Origin of the sequence: Streptomyces sp. NPDC001480 (genome assembly GCF_042894725.1) — a bacterium.
In the GTDB taxonomy this organism is placed as follows: domain Bacteria; phylum Actinomycetota; class Actinomycetes; order Streptomycetales; family Streptomycetaceae; genus Streptomyces.
Window position 1 is genome coordinate 413,374 of record NZ_JBIAVX010000008.1, and the last position, 23,132, is coordinate 436,505.

A 23,132-nucleotide genomic window follows, 5' to 3' on the forward strand; every position below is an offset into this window, starting at 1 on the left:
CTCTCGTCCGGAACAGGCCGGCTCAGGCGGGCGCGCCCCCGGTGGCGCTCCAGTGGTACAGCGTCATGGCCACACTGGTCGCGAGGTTGTAGCTGGAGACCTGGGGGCGCATCGGCAGGGACACCAGGTGGTCGGTACGGGCGCGCAGCTCGGCGGACAGCCCGCTGCGCTCCGAGCCGAAGGCGAGCACCGCGTCGTCCGGCAGCTTCATGCCCCGCAGGTCCTCGCCCTCCGGGTCGAGGGCGAACAGGGGGCCGGGCGGCAGTTCGGTGACGGTCAGCCGCTCCACGGCGGTCGCGAAGTGCAGCCCCGCCCCACCGCGCACCACCGTGGGATGCCACGGGTCGAGGGTGCCCGTGGTGACGACGCCGGTCGCCCCGAAGCCGGCGGCCAGGCGGATGACGGCCCCCGCGTTTCCGAGATTGCGCGGGTTGTCGAGGACCACGACGGGCGCGCTGCGCGGAGCGTGCGCCAGCTTCTCCAGGTTGGCCGCACGGGACGGCCGTACGGCCAGGGCGGCCACGCCGGTGGGGTGCGGGCGCGGCACGAGGGTGGCGTACGTCGCCTCCGGCACCTCGGCCAGGAGGGTGCCCAGCGTGTCCCGGACGTCCGGGGCCAGCTCGTCGGCGAGGGCGAGCGCCGCCGACCGGTCGGTGGTGACCGCGACCGGTACCCCGGCCCCGAAACGCAGCGCGTGCTTGAGGGCGTGGAAGCCGTCGAGCAGCACACAGGCGGCGGCGCGCTCGCGCCAGCGGGTCACGGGGCCGGTCATGCCCCGAAGCCTACGCGGGCGGTCTCACCGTCCTCCGACAGGTGCGGCGGGGGCAGGTCCCGGCCGCCGCGCCGCATCAGCCGCTCACGCGCGCGTGCCGCCCAGCCACCGAGCCGGAGCAGGAAGGACGTCGGCAGGAACACCGAGTCCGCGGCGATCATCGCCAGCGAGAAGAAGGGCAGCCCGAGGACGACCGCGATCACGGCGTGCTCGGTCATCATCACGGCCAGCAGCACGTTCTTGACCCGCCGGTTGAACAGCGTGAACGGGAAGGCGACCTGCGCGACGACCGTCCCGTACGTCACCAGCATGAGCAGGGTGCCGTTGGCCGACAGTAGATCGGCGAGGGCGGGCCAGGGCGAGAAGTAGTCCAGGTGCAGCGGGTAGTAGACGGCCGTGCCGTCCTGCCAGCGCGAGCCCTGGATCTTGTACCAGCCGGCCGTGGCGTAGATCAGGCAGGCCTCCGCCATGATCACGAAGAGGGCGCCGTTGTGCACGATGTTGGCGACCACGTCCAGCAGGATCCGGGGCTCCGCGGAGCGCGCCCGGCGCCCCACCACCCACCACAGGCCCTGCACCAGCCAGACCGTCCACAGCAGCACGGGGACGAACAGGTCGCTGTGCATGCTGCCGGTCAGTGTCACCACGGCCAGCGCGAGACCGAGCACCCCCCACAGCAGGGGGCCGACCCGGTCGGCCACCCGCTCCCCGCGCGCGCGTGCCGCCGCCGCGCGCCGGGCCCGCCGCGCGTCCAAGGACCACACCTGGCCGCAACGGGTGAACACCAGGTAGATCGACATCAGGTGCAGCACGTTGTCGCCGCCGTCGCCCACGAACACGCTGCGGTTCTGGAGGGAGAGCACGCCGACCATGAACAGTACGGACGCCGTGCGGGTGCGCCAGCCCAGCAGGAGCAGGGCGCTCGCGACGACGGCGAGCACGTAGAACGCCTCGAACCAGGGCCGCCCGTCCGTCCACATCAGCGCCGAGAAGGCGCCGTTGTCCGAGGTCAGGCGGTGGGCCATGGCCCAGCTCCAGGGACCGTCGGGGCCGTAGAGCTGCTCACGGTGGGGGAACTCGCGCAACAGGAACAGCAGCCAGGTCCCGGCGGAGCCGATGCGGATCACGGCGGACTGGTAGGGGCCGAGGGCCGACTCGGTGACGCGGGCGACACCGCGGGAGACCGACAGCGCCAGACGGTTCACCGCACACCCCCGGCCGCCTCGTCGTGCGTCACCGTCCACCAGGGCAGCACCCGGTAGACCGGGGTGTCGGAGACCTGCTCGTGACTCCATGAGGGCGGCGGCACGTTGGTCGTGCGGGAGCGGACCTCCACGCGGCGGATCACGCCCTCCCGGCCGATGCCGTCCTCGGCGTACAGACGCCGGACCACGATGCGGCGCAGATACTGCTCGGAGAGGGAGCCGCGCAGGCCCACCGGACGGTTGTCGGGGCCGTGCGTGGAGCCGAAGAAGTCCCAGGCCCGGCGCAGCTCGTTCTGCCGGGTGTGGCTGGGCAGCAGACTGCCGTCTATCGCCTCGCCGTCCTGCGCGGACAGGTCGTACCACCCCGTGGCCGTGACCGTGCCGTCCGCCGCCCGGACCTCGGCGCGGACCTGCACCGCGATGTTCTGCTGAAGCGGATTCGGCGCGAACAGTTTCCAGTTCTGCTCGAACTCCGGGTAGATCCACTCGTCGATCGCCCGGCCGTGCTGCTTCGTCACCGTGTTCGCCGGCGCGACGTGCAGGAACACCATGCCGAGATGCACGCCGACGGCCACCGCGACGACCGCCACCGCGAGGGCGGCGCCGACCTGGTAACGGAGGGAGAGCGCGGCCAGGCCGGTGCGCGGACGGTTCTCCAGCTCCTCCTGCCCCTCCTGCTCCTCCGGCTCCTCCTGCTCCTCTGGCTCCTCCGGCTCCTCCTGCTCCTCTGGCTCCTCCGGCTCCTCCTGCTCCTCTGGCTCCTCCTGCTCCGTCCGCTCCTTCTGCCCGTTCTGCTCCTCGGCCGATCCGCCGGGGCCTGACGGCCCGGGCCGGTGACGCGTCCCGCCCGGGCCGTCAGGCCCCGGCGGGGCCGTCGAGTCCTCGTCGTACGCGTCCATGCCGCCCCGTTCCCTGTCACCGCCGTATGGCCCATGGACACCGCACGTCTCGTCGGCGCCCGCACGGAACGGTACTCAGCCTCACCCGTCCGGCGCAGCCCCGAGGCACTCCCGATGCGGTACGGCACGGTGGGGCACAGCGTGACGAGCGAGGTTGTCCACAGGCTGTGGGGGCGATTTTCCACAGCGGTTGACACCTCGCGGCGCCTCGCCCCACCATTGAATCCACACGGACCGAACGATCGGTCGGGAGAGTGCTCCAGCAGAGCCCGAGGTCAGGGGGACCGCATGGCCACAGCAGCCGCGCAGCCAACCGTCGGCACGGAGGCGTACGAGCGCGCCTTCGACGCCGCCGTGGCCGCGGACGAGCGCATCGAGCCGCGCGACTGGATGCCCGACGCCTACCGCGCGACCCTGGTCAGGCAGATCGCCCAGCACGCCCACTCCGAGATCATCGGCATGCAGCCGGAGGCCAACTGGATCACCCGCGCCCCCTCGCTGCGCCGCAAGGCCATCCTCATGGCCAAGGTCCAGGACGAGGCGGGCCACGGCCTGTACCTGTACAGCGCCGCCGAGACCCTCGGCACCAGCCGGGAGGAACTCCTCGACAAGCTGCACAGCGGCCGCCAGAAGTACTCCTCGATCTTCAACTACCCCACCCTGACCTGGGCCGACGTCGGTGCGATCGGCTGGCTCGTGGACGGCGCCGCCATCACCAACCAGGTGCCCCTGTGCCGCTGCTCCTACGGTCCGTACGCGCGCGCGATGGTCCGCGTCTGCAAGGAGGAGTCCTTCCACCAGCGCCAGGGGTACGAACTGCTGCTCGCCCTCAGCCGCGGCACGCCGGAGCAGCACGCGATGGCGCAGGACGCCGTGGACCGCTGGTGGTGGCCGTCCCTGATGATGTTCGGTCCGCCCGACGACGCCTCACGGCATTCCGCGCAGTCGATGGCGTGGAAGATCAAGCGCCACTCCAACGACGAGCTGCGCCAGCGCTTCGTCGACATCTGCGTCCCGCAGGCCGAGTCGCTGGGCCTGACCCTGCCGGACCCGGACCTGAAGTGGAACGAGGAACGCGGGCACCACGACTTCGGCGACATCGACTGGACGGAGTTCCAGGAGGTCCTGGCGGGCAACGGCCCGTGCAACGAACAGCGGATCACCCAGCGCCGCCGCGCACACGACGAGGGCGCGTGGGTACGGGAGGCGGCCGCGGCGTACGCGGCCAAGCACACCGGTGAGAAGCACCCCGGTGGGACAGGAGCGAGCCGAGCATGACCACCACCGACTGGCCCTTGTGGGAGGTCTTCGTGCGCTCCCGCCGCGGGCTCTCCCACACCCACGCCGGCAGCCTGCACGCCCCGGACGCGGAGCTGGCCCTGCGCAACGCCCGCGATCTGTACACCCGGCGCGGCGAGGGCGTCTCCATATGGGTCGTCCCCGCCTCCGCGATCACGGCGTCCTCCCCCGACGAGAAGGACCCGTTCTTCGAACCGGCCGCCGACAAGCCGTACCGGCACCCGACCTTCTTCGACATCCCGGAGGGGGTGAAGCACCTGTGACGGCGACCACCGTGCCCATGACAGCCGCCCTCGCCCTCGGCGACGACGCCCTGGTGCTCTCCCACCGCCTGGGCGAATGGGCGGGCCACGCGCCCGTCCTGGAGGAGGAGGTCGCCCTCGCCAACATCGCGCTGGACCTGCTGGGCCAGGCCCGGGTCCTGCTGTCGATGGCCGGGGACGAGGACGAACTGGCCTACCTGCGCGAGGAACGCGCCTTCACCAACCTCCAGCTCGTGGAGCAGCCGAACGGCGACTTCGCGCACACCATCGTCCGCCAGCTGTACTTCTCGACCTACCAGCACCTGCTCTACGGCGAACTGGCCGCCGGGAGCGGGCCGTTCGCCCCGCTCGCGGCGAAGGCCGTCAAGGAGGTCGCCTACCACCGCGACCACGCCGAGCAGTGGACCCTGCGACTCGGCGACGGCACGGAGGCCAGTCACGAGCGGATGCGGCGGGCGTGCGCGGCGCTGTGGCGGTTCACCGGGGAGATGTTCCAGCCGGTGGAGGGTGTGGACGTCGACCGGGCGGCCCTGGAGGCGGCCTGGCTGGAGTCGGTCGGGGACGTGCTGCGCCGGGCCACCCTGACGGTGCCCGAGGGGCCGAGGGCCGGGGGGTGGTCGGCGGGCGCCGGCCGTCAGGGACTGCACACCGAGCCGTTCGGGCGGATGCTCGCCGAGATGCAGCACCTGCACCGCAGCCATCCGGGGGCGTCATGGTGACCGCGACGACCCCCCTGGAGACCGAGCTGCTCCGCCTCGCGGGCTCCGTCCCCGACCCCGAACTGCCCGTGCTCACCCTCCAGGAGCTGGGCGTGGTGCGCGCGGTGCGGGTGCGCGGCACGGACGCCGTGGAGGTCGAGCTGACGCCGACCTACACCGGCTGCCCGGCGATCGAGGCGATGTCGCTGGACATAGAGCGGGTGCTGCGCGAGCACGGCATGCGGGAGGTCACGGTACGCACGGTGCTCACGCCCGCCTGGTCGACGGACGACATCTCCGACGAAGGGCGGCGCAAGCTGCGGGACTTCGGGATAGCGCCCCCGCGGGCGGGACGGGACGCCGGACCGGTGGCCCTGGAGCTGGGGCCGACCCGCACCCGCACCGGCCGACCCGACGCGGCCGACGCGATGCCCGCGACCGACCCCGTCCGCTGCCCGCACTGCGGATCCGCGGACACCGAGCTGCTGAGCCGGTTCTCGTCCACCGCCTGCAAGGCGCTGCGCCGCTGTCTGGCCTGCCGGGAACCGTTCGACCACTTCAAGGAGCTGTGATGGCCCGCTTCCACCCGCTCCCGGTGGCCGCGGTCGACCGGCTCACCGACGACTCCGTGGCCCTCACCTTCACCGTCCCGCCGGAGCTGCGCGAGGAGTACCGGCACGCGCCGGGCCAGCACCTCGCGCTGCGGCGCCGGGCCGACGGGGTCGAGATACGGCGGACGTACTCGATCTGCTCACCGGCGCCGGATCCCGGCGGCGAGGGGCCGCGCACCCTGAAGGTCGGGGTACGGCTGGTCGAGGCCGGGGCGTTCTCGACGTACGCGCTGAAGGAGGTGAACGTCGGGGACGAGCTGGAGGTGATGACCCCGGCCGGGCGGTTCACCCTCGACCCCGCGCCCGGACTGTACGCCGCGGTCGTCGGCGGCAGCGGGATCACCCCCGTGCTGTCGATCGTCTCCACACTGCTTGCGCGCGAGCCCCGCGCCCGGTTCTGCCTGATACGCAGCGACCGCACGGCCTCCTCCACGATGTTCCTGGAGGAGGTCGCCGACCTGAAGGACCGTTACCCGGAGCGGTTGCAGCTGGTTACGGTGCTGTCCCGGGAGGAGCAGCAGGCGGGGCTGCCGTCCGGGCGGCTGGATCAGGAGCGGCTGACAGGACTGCTGCCGGCGCTGTTGCCGGTGGGCGAGGTGGCGGGCTGGTTCCTGTGCGGGCCCTACGGGCTGGTGCAGGGCGCGGAGCGGGCACTGCGCGGGCTCGGGGTGGACCGGACCCGGATCCACGAGGAGATCTTCCACGTGGACGCGGGCGCCGCGCCGGCGACGGTCACCGTGGCCCCCGAGCACAGCACCGTGACCGCCCGGCTCGACGGGCGCGGCGGCACCTGGCCGGTCCGGGACGGCGAATCGCTCCTGGAGACGGTGCTGCGCAACCGGCCCGACGCGCCCTACGCCTGCAAGGGCGGGGTGTGCGGAACATGCCGGGCCTTCCTGGTCGCGGGCGAGGTGCGCATGGACCGCAACTTCGCGCTGGAGGCGGAGGAGACGGAGGCCGGGTATGTGCTGGCCTGCCAGTCGCACCCGGTGACGGAGAAGGTGGAGCTGGACTTCGACCGCTGAAGCACCGGCCGGGGCAGACCGCACTGTTCCCTTGAAGCACTGTTCCCTTGAAGTACCGTTCCCTTCTTCTAGAACCTGTTCTATCTTGACGGACCGTCAGATCAGCACCGTCGTACGGGCGGATCCGCCGGGAGGACAGGACCGTGGACTTCACCTTCACCGAGGAGCAGTTGGCGGCGGCCGAGGCGGCCAGGGGGGTGTTCGCCGGGGCCGCGCCGGACGCGGTGCCGAGTCCCGCACTGACCGCGGGTGCCGTGGCCGAGGACTTCGACCGGACGCTGTGGTCCAGGCTCGCCGACGCGGACCTGCTGAGCCTGCTGCTCGACGCCGAGCACGGCGGCGCGGGCCTGGACGCCATCGCGCTGTGCCAGGTGCTGCGGGAGTCCGCGAAGGTGCTGGCGCGGGTGCCGCTGCTGGAGAGCAGCGCGGCGGCCGCGGCCGTACAGGCCCACGGCGGCGAGGAGTTGCGGTCCCGGCTGCTGCCGCGTGCCGGGCGGGGCGAGCTCGTGCTCACCGTCGCGGCGCACGGACGCACCGGTCACGATCCGGCCGAACTCGCCGTGACGGCACGGCGGGACGGCGAGGCATGGGTGCTGGAAGGGGTGCAGACCGGGGTGGCGTGGGCGTACGGCGCCGACCTCATCGTCGTACCGGCGCACACCGATGCCGACCGGACCGTCCTCGCGCTGGTCCCCCCGGGCCACGACGGCGTCGTGCTCGCCGAGCAGGTCTCCACCTCCGGGGAGCGGCTGGGCGAACTGCGTCTGCGGTCCGCGCGGATCCTGGCCGGGGACGTCATCGAGGCCGACGGCGCCTGGGAGTGGCTGCGCGCGCTGCTGGCCACCGGGACGTGCGCGCTCGCCCTCGGGCTGGGCGAGCGGGTGCTGCGGATGACCAGCGACTACACCGGCAGGCGTGAGCAGTTCGGCCACCCGATCGCGACCTTCCAGGCGGTCGCCGTGCAGTCCGCCGACCGGTACATCGACCTGCGGGCCATGGAGGCCACGCTGTGGCAGGCCGCATGGCGCATCGCCTCGGGCGCGCCGGGCACACTGCCCGCCGCCGGGGACGTGGCCGTGGCGAAGATCTGGGCCGCGGAGGGCGTACGGCGGGTCGTGCAGACCGCGCAGCACCTGCACGGCGGGTTCGGCGCCGACACCGACTACCCCCTGCACCGCTACCACGCCTGGGCCAAGCAGCTGGAGCTGTCGCTCGGTCCGGCGGCGGCGTACGAGGAGACGCTGGGCGACCTGCTGGCCACCCATCCCCTGGGCTGACCGCCCGGCCCGGCGGTGAAGCTACAGCACGTGCCCGGGCTGTCCCTGATCCGTGACGACGGGACGGCCCGCGGCCGCCCACACCTGCATGCCGCCGTCCACGTTGACCGCGTCGAGGCCCTGCTGCACCAGATACATCGTGACCTGGGCGGAACGGCCACCGGAGCGGCAGATCACATGGACCCGGCCGTCCTGCGGAGCGGCCTCGGTCAGCTCACCGTACCGGGCCACGAACTCACTGATGGGGATGTGCAGCGCCCCCTCGGCGTGACCCGCCTGCCACTCGTCGTCCTCCCGGACGTCCAGCAGGAAGTCGTCGTCCTTGAGGTCCGAGACCTCGACCGTGGGCACACCAGCTCCGAAACTCATGCAGCCGACGCTACCCGAAGAGGCTCCCGGAACCATCCGGGCTACTCCTGCGCGAGCAGCTCCGCCAGCTCCGCCTCCCGCTCCGCCACGTCCTTGCGGAGCTTCTCGGCGATCTCCTCCAGGAGGGCGTCGGGGTCGTCGGGGGCCAGGCGGAGCATCGAGGCGATCGCACTGTCCTCCAGTTCGCGGGCGACCAGGGCTAGCAGTTCCTTGCGCTCGGCCAGCCACTCCAGGCGGGCGTAGAGCTCCTCGCTGCGACTGGGGAGCCGCTCGGCGAGCGCCGGCCCCGCGGCCCACTCCTCGGCCAGCTCCCGCAGCAGCGTCTCGTCGCCACGGGCGTAGGCGGCGTTGACGCGGGTGAGGAACTCCTCGCGCCGCGCCCGCTCGGGCTCCTCCTGCGCCAGGTCCGGGTGGGCCTTGCGGGCCAGCTCGCGGTAGAGCTTGCGGGCCTCCTCGCTGGGGCGGACCCGCTGCGGGGGCCGTACCTCCTGCTCGGTGAGCATCGCGGCGGCCTCCGGGAACAGCCCGTGGCCGTCCATCCAGCCGTGCAGCAGTTCCTCGACACCCGGGATGGGCATCACCCGGGCCCGCGCCTCCTCGGCCCGCCGCACGTCCTCGGGATCACCGGTGCGAGCGGCCCTGGCCTCGGCGATCCGCGCCTCCAGTTCCTCGAGCCTGGCGTACATCGGGCCGAGCCGCTGCTCGTGCAGCCGGGAGAAGTTCTCGACCTCGACGCGGAAGGTCTCCACCGCGATCTCGAACTCGATCAGGGCCTGCTCGGCGGCCCGCACGGCCCGCTCGAGCCGCTCCTCGGGCCGGGGCGGCTGGGACTGCTCAGCTTCCGGGGTCGTCACCCGACCAGCGTAGGCCACCAGCCCCCGGCCCCGGCCCACCTCTCAGCCCACCCCACTGAGGTCCTGGTCATCCACTGCGAAAGCGCCTCCCGCCGCCGATCGGACACCCCGGACGAGACGCCTGCCGCCGAGCCGGGACCGCCGAGCCGGGGCCGGGGGCTGGTGGCCTACGACGGTCGGCCCCGGGACCCGTGCGGCGTCCGCAGCCCGCCCCGTGCCAAGTGCCCTGCCTCACACGCCCAGCTCCGCCGCTATCCGCCCCGACCGCACCGCCGCCACCAGATCCGCGTGGTCCGCCTCCGTGCGGTCGGCGTAGGCGACCGCGAACGCGGCCATGGCCTCGTCCAGTTCCTCGTTCTTGCCGCAGTAGCCGGCGATCAGACGGGGATCGGCACTGTGGGAGTGGGCGCGGGCCAGCAGGGCACCGGTCATCCGGCCGTAGTCGTCGACCTGGTCGGCGGCGAGCGCGGCGGGATCGACACTGCCCTTGCGGTTGCGGAACTGCCGCACCTGGAACGGCCGCCCGTCCACCGTCGTCCAGCCCAGCAGGATGTCGCTGACGACCTGCATGCGCTTCTGGCCCAGCACCACCCGCCGGCCCTCGTGGTCGACGGCCGGCGCTTCGAACCCGGCCGTCGCCAGGTGCGGGACCAGCGCGGAGGGACGGGCCTCCTTCACCTGGAGGACCAGTGGTTCGCCGCGGTGGTCCAGGAGCAGCACGACGTACGACCGGGTGCCCACGCTGCCCGTGCCGACCACCCGGAACGCGACGTCGTGCACCGTGTGGCGGGCCAGCAGCGGCAGGCGGTCCTCGGAAAGGGTCGTGACGTACCGCTCCAGGGACGCCGCCACCGCCGCGGCCTCCGCGTCCGGGATGCGGCGCAGCACCGGCGAGGCGTCTACGAAGCGGCGCCCGCCGTCCTCGGCGGCCTCGGTCGACTTGGCCGCGAACCGCCCGCTGGTGTTGGCCCGCGCCTTCTCGGAGACCCGCTCCAGCGTGCCGAGCAGATCGTGCGCGTCGGTGTGCGAGACCAGTTCCTCGTCAGCGATGGCGTTCCAGGCGTCCAGCACCGGCAGCTTGGCGAGCAGCCGCATGGTGCGCCGGTAGGCGCCCACCGCGCCGTGTGCCGCCAGACGGCACGTGTCCTCGTCGGCGCCCGCCTCCCGGCCGGCCAGTACCAGCGAGGCGGCGAGCCGCTTGAGGTCCCACTCCCAGGGGCCGTGCACCGTCTCGTCGAAGTCGTTGAGGTCGATGACCAGACCGCCTCGCGCGTCCCCGTACAGCCCGAAGTTGGCCGCGTGCGCGTCACCGCATATCTGGGTGCCTATGCGGGTCGTGGGAGTGCGGGCGAGGTCGTACGCCATGAGGCCCGCCGAGCCCCGCAGGAACGCGAACGGTGTCGCCGCCATCCTGCCGACCCGGATCGGGGTGAGTTCCGGGATGCGGCCGAGGCTCGACTCCTCCACGGCGCTGACCGCGTCCGGGCGCGAGCCGCCGAGCTCCAGGGCGCTGTGCGCGCGGCGCGGGACGCTCGCCCGCAGCGCCTTGCCCTCCGCCTTCGGCGAACCCTCCGCCGGCCAGTCGGCGAACCCCCGCACCCGCGGCAGCCGGCGCGCCGCTCCGGTCTCCGTCCCCACCACTCCAGCACCGGTCTCGGTCATCGCGACCGCCTCCCCCGAACCCACTCGTACGAACATCAACGCCTGCCGACCGTACAGCCGGTGGCCGAAACGCGTCAGGCCCTGTGGACAACTCCGAGCCTGTGGAAAACCCGCCGGTCCCGCCGGTCGCACCACCGGTCGGACCGCCGGTCGAACCGCCCGCCGGGGGACGTCCTCACCCGCGCAGATACGCCAGCACCGCCAGCACCCTCCGGTGCGTCTCCTCGGCGGGCGGCAGGTCCAGCTTGGTGAGGATGCTGCCGATGTGCTTGCCGACGGCCGCCTCGGAGACCACCAGGTGCCGGGCGACCGCGCTGTTCGACCTGCCCTCGGCGATCAGCGCGAGCACCTCCCGCTCGCGCGGGGTGAGCCGTTGCAGCGGATCCCGGCGCCGGCGCAGCAGTTGCCGTACGACCTCGGGGTCGACCACCGTGCCGCCGGACGCGACCTCCTCCAGCGCCGAGACGAACTCCTCGACCTGTCCGACACGGTCCTTCAGCAGGTAGCCGACGCCCGTTCCGTCGCCGGAGTCGAGCAGGTCGGAGGCGTAGGCCCGCTGCACGTACTGGCTCAGTACGAGGACGGGCAGCGTGGGCCGGTGCTCGCGCAGCCGGACCGCCGTGTGCAGGCCCTCGTCCTGGAAGCCGGGGGGCATGCGGACGTCCGTCACCACGATGTCCGGGCGGTGCTCGGCCACCGCGGCGACGAGCGCCTCCGCTTCGCCGACGGCCGCCGCGACCTCGTGGCCGAAACGGGTCAGCAGGCCGGTCAGGCCCTCCCGCAGCAGCACGCTGTCCTCGGCCAGCACTACGCGCAGCGCTCGGCCCCCTCCCGGGGCGGGCGTGGCCGGCAAGGTTCGCAAGGAATCTCCACACGCAGCAGGGTCGGTCCGCCCACGGGGCTGGACAGGGAGAGTGTGCCATCGAGGACCGACACCCGGTCGGCGAGTCCGGTCAGCCCGCTGCCCCGGCCGGCCTCGGCGCCGCCCCGGCCGTCGTCGCGCACCCGCAGGACCAGCCGCCCGGCGCGGTGTTCGCCGCTCACGCGCGCGCGGGTGGCCGCGCTGTGCCGGTCGACGTTGGCGAGGGCCTCGCACACCACGAAGTACGCGGCCGCCTCGACCGGTCGGGGCAGCCGTCCGGGCAGTTCCAGGTCCACGTCGACGGGGATCGCGCAGCGGTCCGCCGCGTCGGCGACGGCGGCCTCCAGACCGTAGTCGGCGAGGACCTTGGGGTGGATGCCGTGGATCAGCTCGCGGAGTTGGGCCAGCGCGGTGCCGGCCTCCTGGTGGGCCTTGGCGAGTTGGTCGGCGAGGGGCCCGGGCGGGGCGTCCAGGCGGGCCAGGCCGAGCGTCATCGTCAGGGCGACCAGGCGCTGTTGGGCACCGTCGTGCAGATCGCGCTCGATGCGCCGCCGTTCGGCTTCGAAGGCGTCCACCAACCGCGCGCGGGAGCGGGTGAGTTCGGTCACCGTCTCACTCGGCTCGGGGGACAGCAGCAGCCGCGCCAGGGCGGCCCGGGCGCCCGCCGTGACGCCCAGCGCATAGGCGCCCGCGGCCAGCAGGACGAGGCCGAGCACGGCCACCCCGCACGCCTCCGGCCAGCCGGTCACCGTCCACTGCTTGAGCACTTTCGCCTCACGGCCCTCACCGACGGTGGCCATCAACAGCGGGGTGGCGACGAGGGACAGCGGCCCGCCCAGGGCGACGCCGGCCGCGAGCGCGTCGACCGGCCACAGCAGGCCCGCGAACAGCAGCGCGTACCCGAGCTCGCGCCACGTGGCCCGCTCCCGCAGCCGCGTCACCAGCCAGGCCCGCAACCCGGCGGCCGCCGGCGCCCGGTGCGGGTCGGCGACCGGCACGGCATCGACCAGGCGCAGCCTGCGCCGCTCCACCGCGGCCACCCAGATCCCCGCGAGGGCGGTGGCGAGCAGCAGCGGCAGCCCCACGAGCACGACCGCCAGGACACCGCCGGCCACCGCCGTGACCGCGAGCAGCACGAGGGTGACGGCGCCGGTCAGCGCGCCGGAGAGCAGGTAGAGGGCCGAGCGCCACGGCCAGGCCGACAGCGGGAAGCCGGGCCGGGCCATGGCCTGCCACACGTTCCGAGGGGGCTGCATGCGGATCACCGTAGGAGGCCGGTGCGGCCCGGACCATCCGTCCAGGCAGGGGAGTCGGGGTATGCCTGGCCCTACCCCGGTTCTCGGTCCTGCCGCACTGCGCCGAGGGGGCCGCCGACGGTTTCGTGGAGCCACCAGATGGAGCCACCCGATGAAGCCACCAGGTGGAGCCACCGATTCATGGCGCCGTCGACCGGCGACGACCCCAGGGGGACCGATGAGCACCGACGCGATCACGCTACGGGCGGTCAGCAGGCAATACGGCACGGGCGACGGGACGGTGACCGGGCTCGACGGGGTCACCCTCGGCTTCCCGCGCGGCAGCTTCACCGCCGTCATGGGCCCCTCCGGCTCGGGCAAGTCGACGCTGTTGCAGTGCGCGGCGGGGCTGGACCGGCCCACCTCCGGGTCGGTGAGGGTCGGCGGGACCGAACTCGCGGGGCTGAGCGAGAGACGGCTGACCCTGTTGCGGCGCGACCGCATCGGGTTCGTCTTCCAGGCGTTCAACCTGCTGCCGTCCCTGACCGCCGAACAGAACGTGGCCCTCCCCCTGCGCCTGGCCGGCCGCCGCCCCTCCCGCGCGCGGGTCCGCGAGGCGCTCGACCGGGTCGGCCTCGCCGACCGCGCCCGGCACCACCCGGGCGAACTGTCCGGCGGCCAGCAACAGCGGGTCGCCCTGGCCCGCGCCCTCATCACCCGCCCCGAGGTGCTCTTCGGCGACGAACCGACCGGCGCCCTCGACTCCCGCACCGGCCGCGAAGTACTGCGACTGCTGCGCGACATGGTCGACCAGGACGGCCGGACCGTGGTCATGGTCACCCACGACCCGGTGGCCGCCGCCTGCGCGGACCGCGTGGTCTTCCTCGTCGACGGCCGCCTCACCGGCGAACTCGACGGCGCGGACGCGGGCCGGATCGCCGCCCGCATGACCGGACTGGAGGGCGCCGCGTGCTGACCCTCGCCCTGAGCACCCTGCGCACCCGCTGGACCACCTTCACCGGCGGCTTCATCGCCCTCTTCCTCGGTGTCACCCTCCTCACCGTGACGGGCCTGACCCTCGCCGCGTCCCTGCACGCACCCCACCGCGCCCCCGAGCGGTTCGCCGCCGCGCCGGTCGTGGTCAAGGGGGCGGACACCCTGCGCGTGGCCACCCCGGCCGGGGACCGGGTGCGGAAACTCGCCCGGCCGCGCCCCGTCCCCGCGGCGGCCATCACCCGATTGAGGGAGCTGGGAACCGTCGTCGAGGACCGCTCGTTCCCCGTACGAGCGGACAGCGGACCCGGCGATCTGGTCGGCCACCCCTGGTCCACGGCCGCGTTCGCTCCGTACACCCTCACCGCGGGCCGCGCGCCCCGTACCGCGGACGAGGTCGTCACCAGCGGCCGCTGGGCGCGTCCGGGCGAGCGCGTCCGCACCGGCCACGGCACCGTCCGGGTCGTCGGAACCGTCACCGCACGCAACGACTTCGAGCACGCCGTCTTCTACACCGACGCCCGGGCCGCCCGACTCTCCCCGACCAGCACCCAGTTGACCGTCGACGCCGACCCCGCAGCCGTACAGGAGGTGATACGAACCACAGAGGGCGCCCACGGCACCCACAACACCCACGGCACGGACGTCCAGGTCCTCACCGGCGACGCCCGCCGCCTCGCCGACGCCGACCCCGACCGGGACCGCGACGCCCTCACCGCGCTGAACGCCCTGTTCGGCACGGCCGGCGGGGTCACCGCCTTCGTGTCGGTGTTCGTCGTGGCCTCCACCTTCGCCTTCTGCGTCACCCTGCGGCGCCGGGAGTTCGGGCTGCTGCGCGCCGTCGGGGCGAGTGCCGGGCAGATCCGCCGGACGGTGCTCGCCGAGGCCCTGACGGTCGGCGTGCTCGCCTCGGCGGCCGGCTGCGCGGCCGGCGCGTACGGGGCGCCCTGGCTCGCCGGACGGGTCGTCGACGAGGGTCTCGCCCCGCGCTGGTTCACGATCGGCGACAGTGTCTGGCCGTACCACCTGGCCTTCTGGACGGGCCTGCTGGTCGCGGTGTGCGGGGCGCTGGCCGCCTCCTGGCGGGCGGGGCGCACCGGGCCGCTCCAGGCGCTGCGCCGGGCGTCCGTGGACGGCCGGGTGATGACCGCCAGCCGGTGGCTGTGCGGTACGGCACTGCTGCTGACGGCCGCCGCCACACTGTGCCTGACCCTGGCCGGCGACCCGGGCGACCTGCTGCACCGCAAGTCGTACGTGAGCCGACCCATGCTGCTGATCACCGCGGTCGCGCTGCTCACACCCGCCGTGGTGCGGCCCGTGGTGCGTGCGCTGGTCCGGCTGCCCGGCGTCACCGGCATGCTGGTGCGGCAGAGCGCGGCCGCCGATGTGCGGCGCACCGCCGCGGTCGCCGCCCCGGTGCTGGTCACCGTCGCTCTCGCGGGCTCACTGCTGGGCGCCACCGCGACGCTGAACGCGACGAAGGCCGCCGAGACGCGCGCCCGGACGACCGCCGCGTTCGTGATCACCCCGGACGCCCGGGCCGACGCGCCAAGCGACGGCCCGGCCGACGGACCGGCCGACGGCGTGGGCTTCGACACGGCGACGCTCAGCCGCCTGCGCGCGGTGCCCGGCGCTCGCGTGACGGCGATCTCCTCGACCGCGGTGTACGTCCTCGAGGACGGCGTGGCACTGATCAGATCCGAGGCCCACGCCGCCGACCCGGCACGGCTGGCCGCCACCGCCCGGCTCCCGCTGACCGCCGGACGTATCGCCGACCTCGACGACGGCTCGATCATCGTCAACCAGGAGTGGCGGCGGCACACCGTCGGGCAGCGCGTCCGGGTCCGGCTCGGCGACGGCACCCCGAAGACGCTGCGGATCGCCGCCGTCATGACCACCGGCACCGGCGACAACGGCGTCTACGTCACCCCGCGCAACGCCCCCGGCGCACCGGTCGACCGGGTCGACATCGCCCTCACGCCCGGCGCCGACGCGCACACCGTGGCCGCGGGACTGCGCACGGCCGTGAACGCCTCGGGGGGCCAGGTGCTGACCAAGGAGCAGTGGCTGCGGGCGAACACCCCGGGCACCGACCGCACCACCCGCCTCGGGCTCCTGCTGGTCCTGGGCATCGCCCTGTTGTGCACCGCCGTCTCGGTGGCCAACACCGCGGTGATGGCCACCTCGGACCGGCGGCGCGACCTGGCCGTCCTGCGCCTGACCGGCGCGACCCGGGCACAGGCGCTGCGGCTGGTGGCGGCGGAGGCCCTGACGGTGGTCGCGGTCGGCACACTCCTCGGACTGCTGGTCACCGCCCTCAACCTGTGGGGGCTCGGCGCCGCCCTGCACCTGCTGTCCGCCCCGGCCGCCGTACGCCTCCCCTGGGCCGCGCTCGGCACCACCGCGAGCGCCTGCGCACTCCTCGCGGTGACGGCCTCCGTCGTACCGGCCGCACTCGCGGCGCACCGCCGCACGACCTGAGAGACTCGTCACACCGCACGCCGTCGCTCCACCAACGGCAACGGGCCCACCGTGATGAACACGATGGGCCCGTAGCCTCTGTGCGCGAGGGGGGAGTTGAACCCCCACGCCCTTGCGGGCACTGGAACCTGAATCCAGCGCGTCTGCCTATTCCGCCACCCGCGCATTGGGTGTGCCTTCCGGTTCCGGCCCTTTCGGGCTGGCCCCTTCCGACACCCAGAACATTAGCACGCCGGACAGGGCCGATTCACATCCGTTCCCCGCCCGCGCCCCGCTCCCTGGGACCACGTATCAAGGAGACCCTGTTCACGTATCAACCTCGTACCGGTCACGGTCATCTCTCCAGGAGGCGGCCAGGTCCACAGCCAGGTGCGGGACACTGGTCTTCACGCCCCTCTACGATCCTTGACAAGAGGAGTTCGAAGGGGAGCCGCTCGGGGAACCGGCTGATTGCCGGGCCGCGTGGATACGATCAGTAAGCAGTACCAGGCAAGGCAGTACGGAACCGCAGTACGGCAAGGCAGGACGACAGCTACGGAGGAGGTGCCCCATGGGAGTCCTGAAGAAGTTCGAGCAGCGCCTCGAAGGTCTGGTCAACGGCACCTTCGCCAAGGTGTTCAAGTCCGAGGTCCAGCCGGTGGAGATCGCCGGCGCGCTCCAGCGGGAGTGCGACAACAACGCCACCATCTGGAACCGCGACCGGACCGTCGTACCCAACGACTTCATCGTGGAGCTGAGCGCGCCGGACCACGAACGCCTCAGCCCCTACTCCGGCCAGCTCGGCGACGAGCTCGCCGGCATGGTGCGCGACTACGCCAAGCAGCAGCGCTACACCTTCATGGGCCCGATCAAGGTCAACCTGGAGAAGGCCGACGACCTCGACACCGGCCTGTACCGGGTGCGCAGCCGCACGCTCGCCTCGTCGAGCAGCCAGCAGGCCCCCTCCGCACCCGCGGCGCCCTCGGCGGCTCCGCCCACCGGACGGCCCGGCCCGAGCGCCCCCGGCGGTGGATACGGCTACCCGCCCGCCGCCGCCCCGCCCATGCCTTCCGCGCCGCCCCCCGGCGCGCGCCCCGGCGGATACGGCTACCCGCAGCCCGCCACCCAGCGGCCCGCGGCCGCCCCGATGAGCGGCGGACGCACCCGCTACTGGATCGAGATCAACGGCACCCGCCATCAGATCTCCCGCGCGACGCTGGTGCTGGGCCGCAGCACCGAGGCCGACGTGCGGATCGACGACCCCGGCGTCTCCCGCCGGCACTGCGAGATCCGGACCGGAACGCCCTCGACGATCCAGGATCTCGGCTCCACCAACGGCATCGTGGTGGACGGGCAGCACACCACCCGCGCTACGCTCCGCGACGGCTCGCGGATCGTCGTGGGCAGCAGCACCATCATTTACCGGCAAGCCGAAGGGTGAAGCGGGGGCAATGTCAGAGCTGACCCTCACGGTCATGCGGCTGGGTTTCCTGGCCGTACTGTGGCTGTTCGTGATCGTGGCCGTGCAGGTCATCCGCAGCGACCTGTTCGGTACGCGCGTCACCCAGCGCGGCGCGCGCAGGGAGGCCGCGCGCCCGCAGCAGGCCGCGGCCCGGCAGCAGGCCGCGCCCCCGCAGCAGCGCGGCCAGCAGGGCGGCGGCCGGCAGCGCCGCAACGCCCCCACCAAACTGGTCGTGACCGAGGGCACACTGACCGGCACCACCGTCGCACTCCAGGGCCAGACCATCACCCTGGGCCGCGCCCACGACTCCACGATCGTGCTGGACGACGACTACGCCTCCAGCCGTCATGCCAGGATCTACCCGGACCGCGACGGCCAGTGGATCGTCGAGGACCTCGGCTCCACCAACGGCACATACCTGGACCGGTCCCGGCTGACGACTCCCACACCGATCGCGCCGGGCGCGCCGATCCGCATCGGCAAGACCGTCATCGAGCTGCGGAAGTAGTGCTACATCATGACTGAGCGCGAGCGGAGCGAGCACGCAACGGCGGACCGCACCCCGGTCTCCGGCGCGCTCCCGACCGGAGGGTGGGCAGTGTGGCTCGACACGACCGGCTGTACCCGGAGCCGACGGGCGAGGTGCGCATGAGTCTGTCACTGCGCTTCGCCGCCGGATCGCACAAGGGCATGATCCGGGAGGGTAACGAGGACTCCGGTTACGCCGGTCCGCGCCTGCTCGCCATCGCCGACGGCATGGGCGGCCAGGCGGCCGGCGAGGTCGCCTCCTCCGAGGTCATCTCCACCCTGGTCACGCTCGACGACGACGTGCCCGGCTCCGACATCCTCACCTCCCTCGGCCACGCCGTGCAGCGCGCCAACGACCAGCTGCGCTCCATGGTCGAGGAGGACCCCCAGCTCGAGGGCATGGGCACCACCCTCACCGCCCTGCTGTGGACCGGACAGCGGCTCGGCCTCGTCCACGTCGGCGACTCCCGCGCCTACCTGCTGCGCGACGGCGTCCTCACCCAGATCACCCAGGACCACACCTGGGTCCAGCGGCTCGTCGACGAGGGCCGGATCACCGAGGAAGAGGCCACCACCCACCCCCAGCGGTCCCTGCTCATGCGCGCCCTCGGCAGCGGCGACCACGTGGAGCCCGACCTGTCGATCCGCGAGGTACGGGCCGGCGACCGCTACCTGATCTGCTCCGACGGCCTCTCCGGCGTCGTCTCCCACCAGACGATGGAGGAGACCCTCGCCAGCTACCAGGGCCCGCAGGAGACCGTGCAGGAGCTGATCCAGCTCGCCCTGCGCGGCGGCGGCCCCGACAACATCACCGTGATCATCGCCGACGTCCTCGACCTGGACACCGGCGACACCCTCGCCGGACAGCTGTCCGACACCCCCGTGGTGGTCGGCGCCGTCGCCGAGAACCAGAACCACCTGCACGACAACAACATCATGCAGACCCCGGCCGGCCGCGCCTCCGGCCTCGGCCGCCAGGGCCACGGCCAGGGCGGCGGCGAGTTCGGCCCGCCCGGCAGCGGCGACACCACCGGCTACGTCCCCGGCGGCAGCTTCGGCGACTACACCGACGAGGACTTCGTCAAACCCCGCAGAGGCCGCAGGTGGCTCAAGCGCTCCGTCTACAGCGCCCTCGCCCTCGCCGTCATCGGCGGCGGCCTCTACGGCGGCTACCGCTGGACCCAGACCCAGTACTACGTCGGCACCAAGGACGAGCACGTCGCCCTGTACCGGGGCATCAGCCAGGACCTCGCCTGGGTGTCACTGTCGAAGGTCGAGAAGGACCACCCCGAGATCGAACTCAAGTACCTGCCGCCCTACCAGCAGAAGCAGGTCAAGAACACGATCGCGGAGGGCGGCCTCAAGGACGCCCAGTCGAAGATCGACGAACTCTTTGTACAGGCCTCCGCCTGCAAGAAGGAGACCGAGCGCCAGACGGCCGCCGACAAGAGCAACAGCAAGACCGGCCAGGGCAAGACCTCGGGCACCACGGGAACCACCAACACCTCCTTCACGTCCAAGGCCTCGCCGACACCGAACCCGTCCGGCAGCAAGGCGCCGTCCCCTTCGAACTCGAAGTCTCCGTCCACGACCCCGCCCGCGACCCCCAGCCCCGGCCCCACCCTCTCGGAGGATGAGCAGAAGGTCGTCTCGCTGTGCGGTAAGCAGTAGGCAAGCCGTGAGAGGCCCCGTCACACGATGAGCACTACCAACCCGTCGACGCACCACACGTCCACCATCGGCGCCATCGGCGCACCGAGCAGACGCAACACCGAGCTGGCGCTCCTGGTGTTCGCCGTCGCCATCCCGGTGTTCGCCTACGCCAACGTGGGCCTGGCCATCAACGACCAGGTACCCGCCGGACTGCTGAGCTACGGCCTCGGCCTCGGCCTGCTGGCCGGCGTCGGCCACCTCGCTGTAAGAAAGTTCGCCGCATACGCGGACCCGCTGCTGCTGCCCATCGCCACCCTCCTCAACGGCCTCGGGCTCGTCATCATCTGGCGGCTCGACCAGTCGAAGCTCCTCCAGTCGCTGCCCCACTTCACCGCGGCCGCGCCCCGGCAGCTGCTCTACACCGCGCTGGGCATCGCGATGTTCGTCGTCGTGCTGATCTTCCTCAAGGACCACCGCGTCCTTCAGCGCTACACCTACATCTCCATGTTCGGCGCACTGGTCCTGCTCATCCTGCCGCTGGTGCCCGGCCTCGGCGCCAACATCTACGGCGCCAAGATCTGGATCAGGGTTCCCGGCCTCGGCTCCCTCCAGCCCGGCGAGTTCGCGAAGATCGCCCTCGCCATCTTCTTCGCGGGCTACCTGATGGTGAAGCGCGACGCGCTGGCGCTGGCCAGCCGCCGCTTCATGGGCCTCTACCTGCCGCGCGGCCGCGACCTCGGCCCCATCCTGGTCGTCTGGGTGCTCTCGATCCTCATCCTGGTCTTCGAGACCGACCTCGGCACCTCGCTGCTGTTCTTCGGCATGTTCGTGATCATGCTGTACGTCGCCACCGAGCGGACCAGCTGGATCGTCTTCGGCCTGCTGATGTCCGCGGTCGGCGCCGTCGGCGTGGCCAGCTTCGAGCCGCACATCCAGACCCGTGTCCAGGCCTGGCTCAACCCGATGCGCGAGTACAAGCTCAGCCGCATGGTGACCCACGACGGCATCCTCCACTCCGACCAGTTGCAGCAGGCCCTGTGGGCCTTCGGCTCCGGCGGCACCCTCGGCACCGGCCTCGGCCAGGGCCACTCCGACCTGATCAAGTTCGCCGCCAACTCCGACTTCATCCTCGCCACCTTCGGCGAGGAGCTCGGCCTGGCCGGCATCATGGCGATCCTGCTGCTCTACGGCCTGATCGTGGAGCGCGGCGTGCGCACCGCCCTCGCCGCCCGCGACCCCTTCGGCAAGCTCCTCGCCGTCGGCCTGTCCGGCGCCTTCGCGCTCCAGGTGTTCGTCGTGGCCGGCGGTGTGATGGGCCTCATCCCGCTGACCGGTATGACGATGCCGTTCGTCGCGTACGGCGGTTCCTCCGTGCTGGCCAACTGGGCCCTGATCGGCATCCTGATCCGCATCAGCGACACCGCCAGACGTCCGGCGCCCGCCCCCGCCGCCAGCCCCGACGCCGAGATGACCCAGGTGGTCCGCCCGTGAACAAGCCCCTGCGCCGGATCGCGATCTTCTGCGGTCTCCTCGTCCTCACGCTGCTCCTGCGCGACAACTGGCTCCAGTACGTCAAGGCCGACAGCCTCAAGGACGACACCAACAACCGCCGCGTCACCATCGCCCGCTACGCCACCCCGCGCGGCGACATCATCGTCGACGGCAACCCCATCACCGGGTCCGTCAAGACGAGCAGCGGCGACCTGAAGTACAAGCGCACCTACAAGGACGGCGCCATGTGGGCGCCGGTCACCGGGTACGCCTCCCAGGCCTTCGGCGCCACCCAGCTGGAGTCCATCGACGACGGCATACTCACCGGCAACGACGACCGGCTCTTCTTCCGCAAGACCCTCGACATGATCACGGGCAAGCCCCAGCAGGGCGGAAACGTCGTCACCACGCTCAACGCGGCCGCGCAGAAGGCCGCGTACAACGGCCTGAAGCAGCAGGGCGGCAAGGGCGCCGTGGTCGCCCTCGAACCGTCCACCGGCAAGATCCTGGCCCTGGCCTCCTACCCGTCGTACGACCCCTCCTCCTTCGCGGGCAACAGCCTCACCACGGACACCAAGGCCTGGACCGCGCTGAAGAAGGAGAACAACCCCGCCGACCCGACCCTGAACCGGGCGCTGCGCGAGACCTACCCGCCGGGCTCCACCTTCAAGGTGGTCACCGCGGCGGCCGCGCTGGAGAACGGGCTGTACACCTCGGCCGACGAGAACACCAGGTCGCCGCTGCCGTGGATCATGCCGGGCACCACCACCCCGCTGAAGAACGAGGGCAACATCCCCTGCAAGAACGCGCCCATGCGGGTCGCGCTCAAGGTCTCCTGCAACTCCGTCTTCGGCAAGATCGGCGCGGACCTCGGCAACGACAAGATGCTGGAAGAGGCCAAGAAGTTCGGCTTCGACGCCGAGCAGTTCACCCCGGTCCGATCCAACGCCTCGGTGTTCTCCGACAAGATGAACGCGTCGCAGACCGCGCTGTCCTCGATCGGCCAGTACAACACCGCCGCGACCCCGCTCCAGATGGCGATGGTCGCCTCCGCCGTCGCCAACGACGGCAAGCTGATGAAGCCGTACATGGTCGACTCGCTCCAGTCCCCCAGCCTCGACCCGGTCGCCAAGACCCAGCCGGAGGAACTGAGCCAGCCGCTGTCGCCGAAGAACGCCCAGATCCTCCAGGACATGATGGAGACGGTCGTCAAGGAGGGCACGGGTACGAAGGCGCAGATCAGCGGCGCCACGGTCGGCGGCAAGACCGGTACCGCCCAGCACGGCGTCGCGAACAGCAAGAACCCGTATGCCTGGTTCATCTCCTACGCGAAGCTCCCGGACGGCAGCTCGCCGGTCGCGGTGGCCACCGTGATCGAGGACGACCAGGCGAGCCGCGACGACATCTCCGGCGGCGGCCTCGCGGCCCCGATCGCGAAGAGCGTGATGGAGGCGGTCATCAAGTCCAAGAAGTGACTCCGCTCACGTCTCCCACGCATCGGTGCACGTTGCGAT

21 protein-coding genes and 1 tRNA gene are annotated in these 23,132 nt (G+C 72.4%); 13 read left to right on the forward strand and 9 right to left on the reverse strand.

Features of this window, described 5'->3' with window-relative positions:
• Positions 1-22 precede the first annotated feature (22 nt).
• From ACFY01_RS22300 to ACFY01_RS22310, 3 genes are read right to left on the reverse strand one after another with little or no spacing between them, the layout of a single operon-like run.
• Positions 23-772, reverse strand: coding sequence for a TrmH family RNA methyltransferase (locus ACFY01_RS22300; RefSeq protein WP_390737452.1), 750 nt, complete (start codon positions 770-772; stop codon positions 23-25).
• Complete coding sequence (locus tag ACFY01_RS22305; RefSeq protein ID WP_390737453.1) at positions 769-1,977, reverse strand: HTTM domain-containing protein; 1,209 nt, start codon at positions 1,975-1,977, stop codon at positions 769-771. The genes ACFY01_RS22300 and ACFY01_RS22305 overlap by 4 nt, the downstream gene beginning before the upstream one ends.
• Entirely contained in the window at positions 1,974-2,876 is a 903-nt protein-coding gene (locus tag ACFY01_RS22310; protein ID WP_390737454.1) for a DUF5819 family protein, read from the reverse strand. The genes ACFY01_RS22305 and ACFY01_RS22310 overlap by 4 nt, the downstream gene beginning before the upstream one ends.
• Before the next feature lie 288 nt (positions 2,877-3,164).
• Between ACFY01_RS22310 and paaA the strand changes: the two genes are divergently transcribed.
• The 6 genes from paaA (at position 3,165) to ACFY01_RS22340 (ending at position 8,049) form a co-directional block, all read left to right on the forward strand.
• Entirely contained in the window at positions 3,165-4,154 is a 990-nt protein-coding gene (gene paaA / locus ACFY01_RS22315) for a 1,2-phenylacetyl-CoA epoxidase subunit PaaA (RefSeq protein ID WP_390737455.1), read from the forward strand.
• On the forward strand, positions 4,151-4,438 hold the full coding sequence (gene paaB / locus ACFY01_RS22320) for a 1,2-phenylacetyl-CoA epoxidase subunit PaaB (RefSeq protein ID WP_390737456.1): 288 nt from the start codon (positions 4,151-4,153) through the stop codon (positions 4,436-4,438). Before paaA ends, paaB begins: the two co-directional genes overlap by 4 nt.
• A 17-nt stretch (positions 4,439-4,455) precedes the next feature.
• Positions 4,456-5,157 (forward strand): 1,2-phenylacetyl-CoA epoxidase subunit PaaC, encoded by a 702-nt coding sequence (paaC, locus tag ACFY01_RS22325; protein ID WP_390737457.1) that lies wholly within the window; start codon positions 4,456-4,458, stop codon positions 5,155-5,157.
• Positions 5,151-5,708 carry a 1,2-phenylacetyl-CoA epoxidase subunit PaaD gene (gene paaD / locus ACFY01_RS22330; RefSeq protein WP_390737458.1) on the forward strand — a complete coding sequence of 186 codons (558 nt, stop codon included), beginning with the start codon at positions 5,151-5,153 and terminating at the stop codon, positions 5,706-5,708. The genes paaC and paaD overlap by 7 nt, the downstream gene beginning before the upstream one ends.
• Positions 5,708-6,772, forward strand: coding sequence for a 2Fe-2S iron-sulfur cluster-binding protein (locus ACFY01_RS22335; protein ID WP_390737459.1), 1,065 nt, complete (start codon positions 5,708-5,710; stop codon positions 6,770-6,772). Before paaD ends, ACFY01_RS22335 begins: the two co-directional genes overlap by 1 nt.
• A gap of 143 nt (positions 6,773-6,915) precedes the next feature.
• The gene (locus tag ACFY01_RS22340; RefSeq protein WP_390737460.1) at positions 6,916-8,049 is read left to right on the forward strand and encodes an acyl-CoA dehydrogenase family protein; all 1,134 of its coding nucleotides are present in this window, start codon (positions 6,916-6,918) and stop codon (positions 8,047-8,049) included.
• Between the two features lie 21 nt (positions 8,050-8,070).
• Here ACFY01_RS22340 and ACFY01_RS22345 read toward each other — a convergent pair whose 3' ends face one another.
• From ACFY01_RS22345 to ACFY01_RS22365, 5 genes are all read right to left on the reverse strand, one after another.
• Positions 8,071-8,400 carry a rhodanese-like domain-containing protein gene (locus ACFY01_RS22345; RefSeq protein WP_390737510.1) on the reverse strand — a complete coding sequence of 110 codons (330 nt, stop codon included), beginning with the start codon at positions 8,398-8,400 and terminating at the stop codon, positions 8,071-8,073.
• Between the two features lie 59 nt (positions 8,401-8,459).
• Positions 8,460-9,272: a hypothetical protein gene (locus ACFY01_RS22350; protein ID WP_390737461.1), complete on the reverse strand. Its 813-nt coding sequence runs from the start codon at positions 9,270-9,272 to the stop codon at positions 8,460-8,462.
• 231 nt (positions 9,273-9,503) lie between these two features.
• Entirely contained in the window at positions 9,504-10,934 is a 1,431-nt protein-coding gene (locus tag ACFY01_RS22355; protein ID WP_390737462.1) for a DUF2252 domain-containing protein, read from the reverse strand.
• Between the two features lie 175 nt (positions 10,935-11,109).
• Positions 11,110-11,742 carry a response regulator gene (locus tag ACFY01_RS22360; RefSeq protein WP_390737511.1) on the reverse strand — a complete coding sequence of 211 codons (633 nt, stop codon included), beginning with the start codon at positions 11,740-11,742 and terminating at the stop codon, positions 11,110-11,112.
• Entirely contained in the window at positions 11,742-13,022 is a 1,281-nt protein-coding gene (locus ACFY01_RS22365; protein ID WP_390737512.1) for a sensor histidine kinase, read from the reverse strand. Before ACFY01_RS22365 ends, ACFY01_RS22360 begins: the two co-directional genes overlap by 1 nt.
• 247 nt (positions 13,023-13,269) lie before the next feature.
• Between ACFY01_RS22365 and ACFY01_RS22370 the strand changes: the two genes are divergently transcribed.
• Both ACFY01_RS22370 and ACFY01_RS22375 read left to right on the forward strand, forming a co-directional pair.
• Positions 13,270-14,007 carry an ABC transporter ATP-binding protein gene (locus tag ACFY01_RS22370; RefSeq protein ID WP_390737463.1) on the forward strand — a complete coding sequence of 246 codons (738 nt, stop codon included), beginning with the start codon at positions 13,270-13,272 and terminating at the stop codon, positions 14,005-14,007.
• Positions 14,001-16,505 carry an FtsX-like permease family protein gene (locus ACFY01_RS22375; protein ID WP_390737464.1) on the forward strand — a complete coding sequence of 835 codons (2,505 nt, stop codon included), beginning with the start codon at positions 14,001-14,003 and terminating at the stop codon, positions 16,503-16,505. Before ACFY01_RS22370 ends, ACFY01_RS22375 begins: the two co-directional genes overlap by 7 nt.
• A gap of 81 nt (positions 16,506-16,586) precedes the next feature.
• On the opposite strand, the gene ACFY01_RS22380 is transcribed toward ACFY01_RS22375, so the two are convergent.
• A tRNA-Leu gene (locus ACFY01_RS22380) sits at positions 16,587-16,670 on the reverse strand.
• Positions 16,671-17,055: 385 nt separating this feature from the next.
• On the opposite strand from ACFY01_RS22380, the gene ACFY01_RS22385 reads away from it, so the two are divergent.
• From ACFY01_RS22385 to ACFY01_RS22405, 5 genes are all read left to right on the forward strand, one after another.
• Positions 17,056-17,925, forward strand: coding sequence for an FhaA domain-containing protein (locus ACFY01_RS22385; protein WP_390737465.1), 870 nt, complete (start codon positions 17,056-17,058; stop codon positions 17,923-17,925).
• Positions 17,926-17,935: 10 nt separating this feature from the next.
• The gene (locus ACFY01_RS22390) at positions 17,936-18,454 is read left to right on the forward strand and encodes an FHA domain-containing protein (RefSeq protein ID WP_390737466.1); all 519 of its coding nucleotides are present in this window, start codon (positions 17,936-17,938) and stop codon (positions 18,452-18,454) included.
• A 140-nt stretch (positions 18,455-18,594) separates the two neighbouring features.
• Positions 18,595-20,145: a Stp1/IreP family PP2C-type Ser/Thr phosphatase gene (locus ACFY01_RS22395; RefSeq protein ID WP_390737513.1), complete on the forward strand. Its 1,551-nt coding sequence runs from the start codon at positions 18,595-18,597 to the stop codon at positions 20,143-20,145.
• Between the two features lie 27 nt (positions 20,146-20,172).
• A complete protein-coding gene (locus ACFY01_RS22400) occupies positions 20,173-21,618 on the forward strand; it encodes an FtsW/RodA/SpoVE family cell cycle protein (RefSeq protein WP_390737467.1) in 1,446 nt (481 codons plus the stop codon).
• Positions 21,615-23,093 (forward strand): peptidoglycan D,D-transpeptidase FtsI family protein, encoded by a 1,479-nt coding sequence (locus ACFY01_RS22405; protein ID WP_390737468.1) that lies wholly within the window; start codon positions 21,615-21,617, stop codon positions 23,091-23,093. Before ACFY01_RS22400 ends, ACFY01_RS22405 begins: the two co-directional genes overlap by 4 nt.
• The last annotated feature ends 39 nt before the right edge of the window (positions 23,094-23,132 follow it).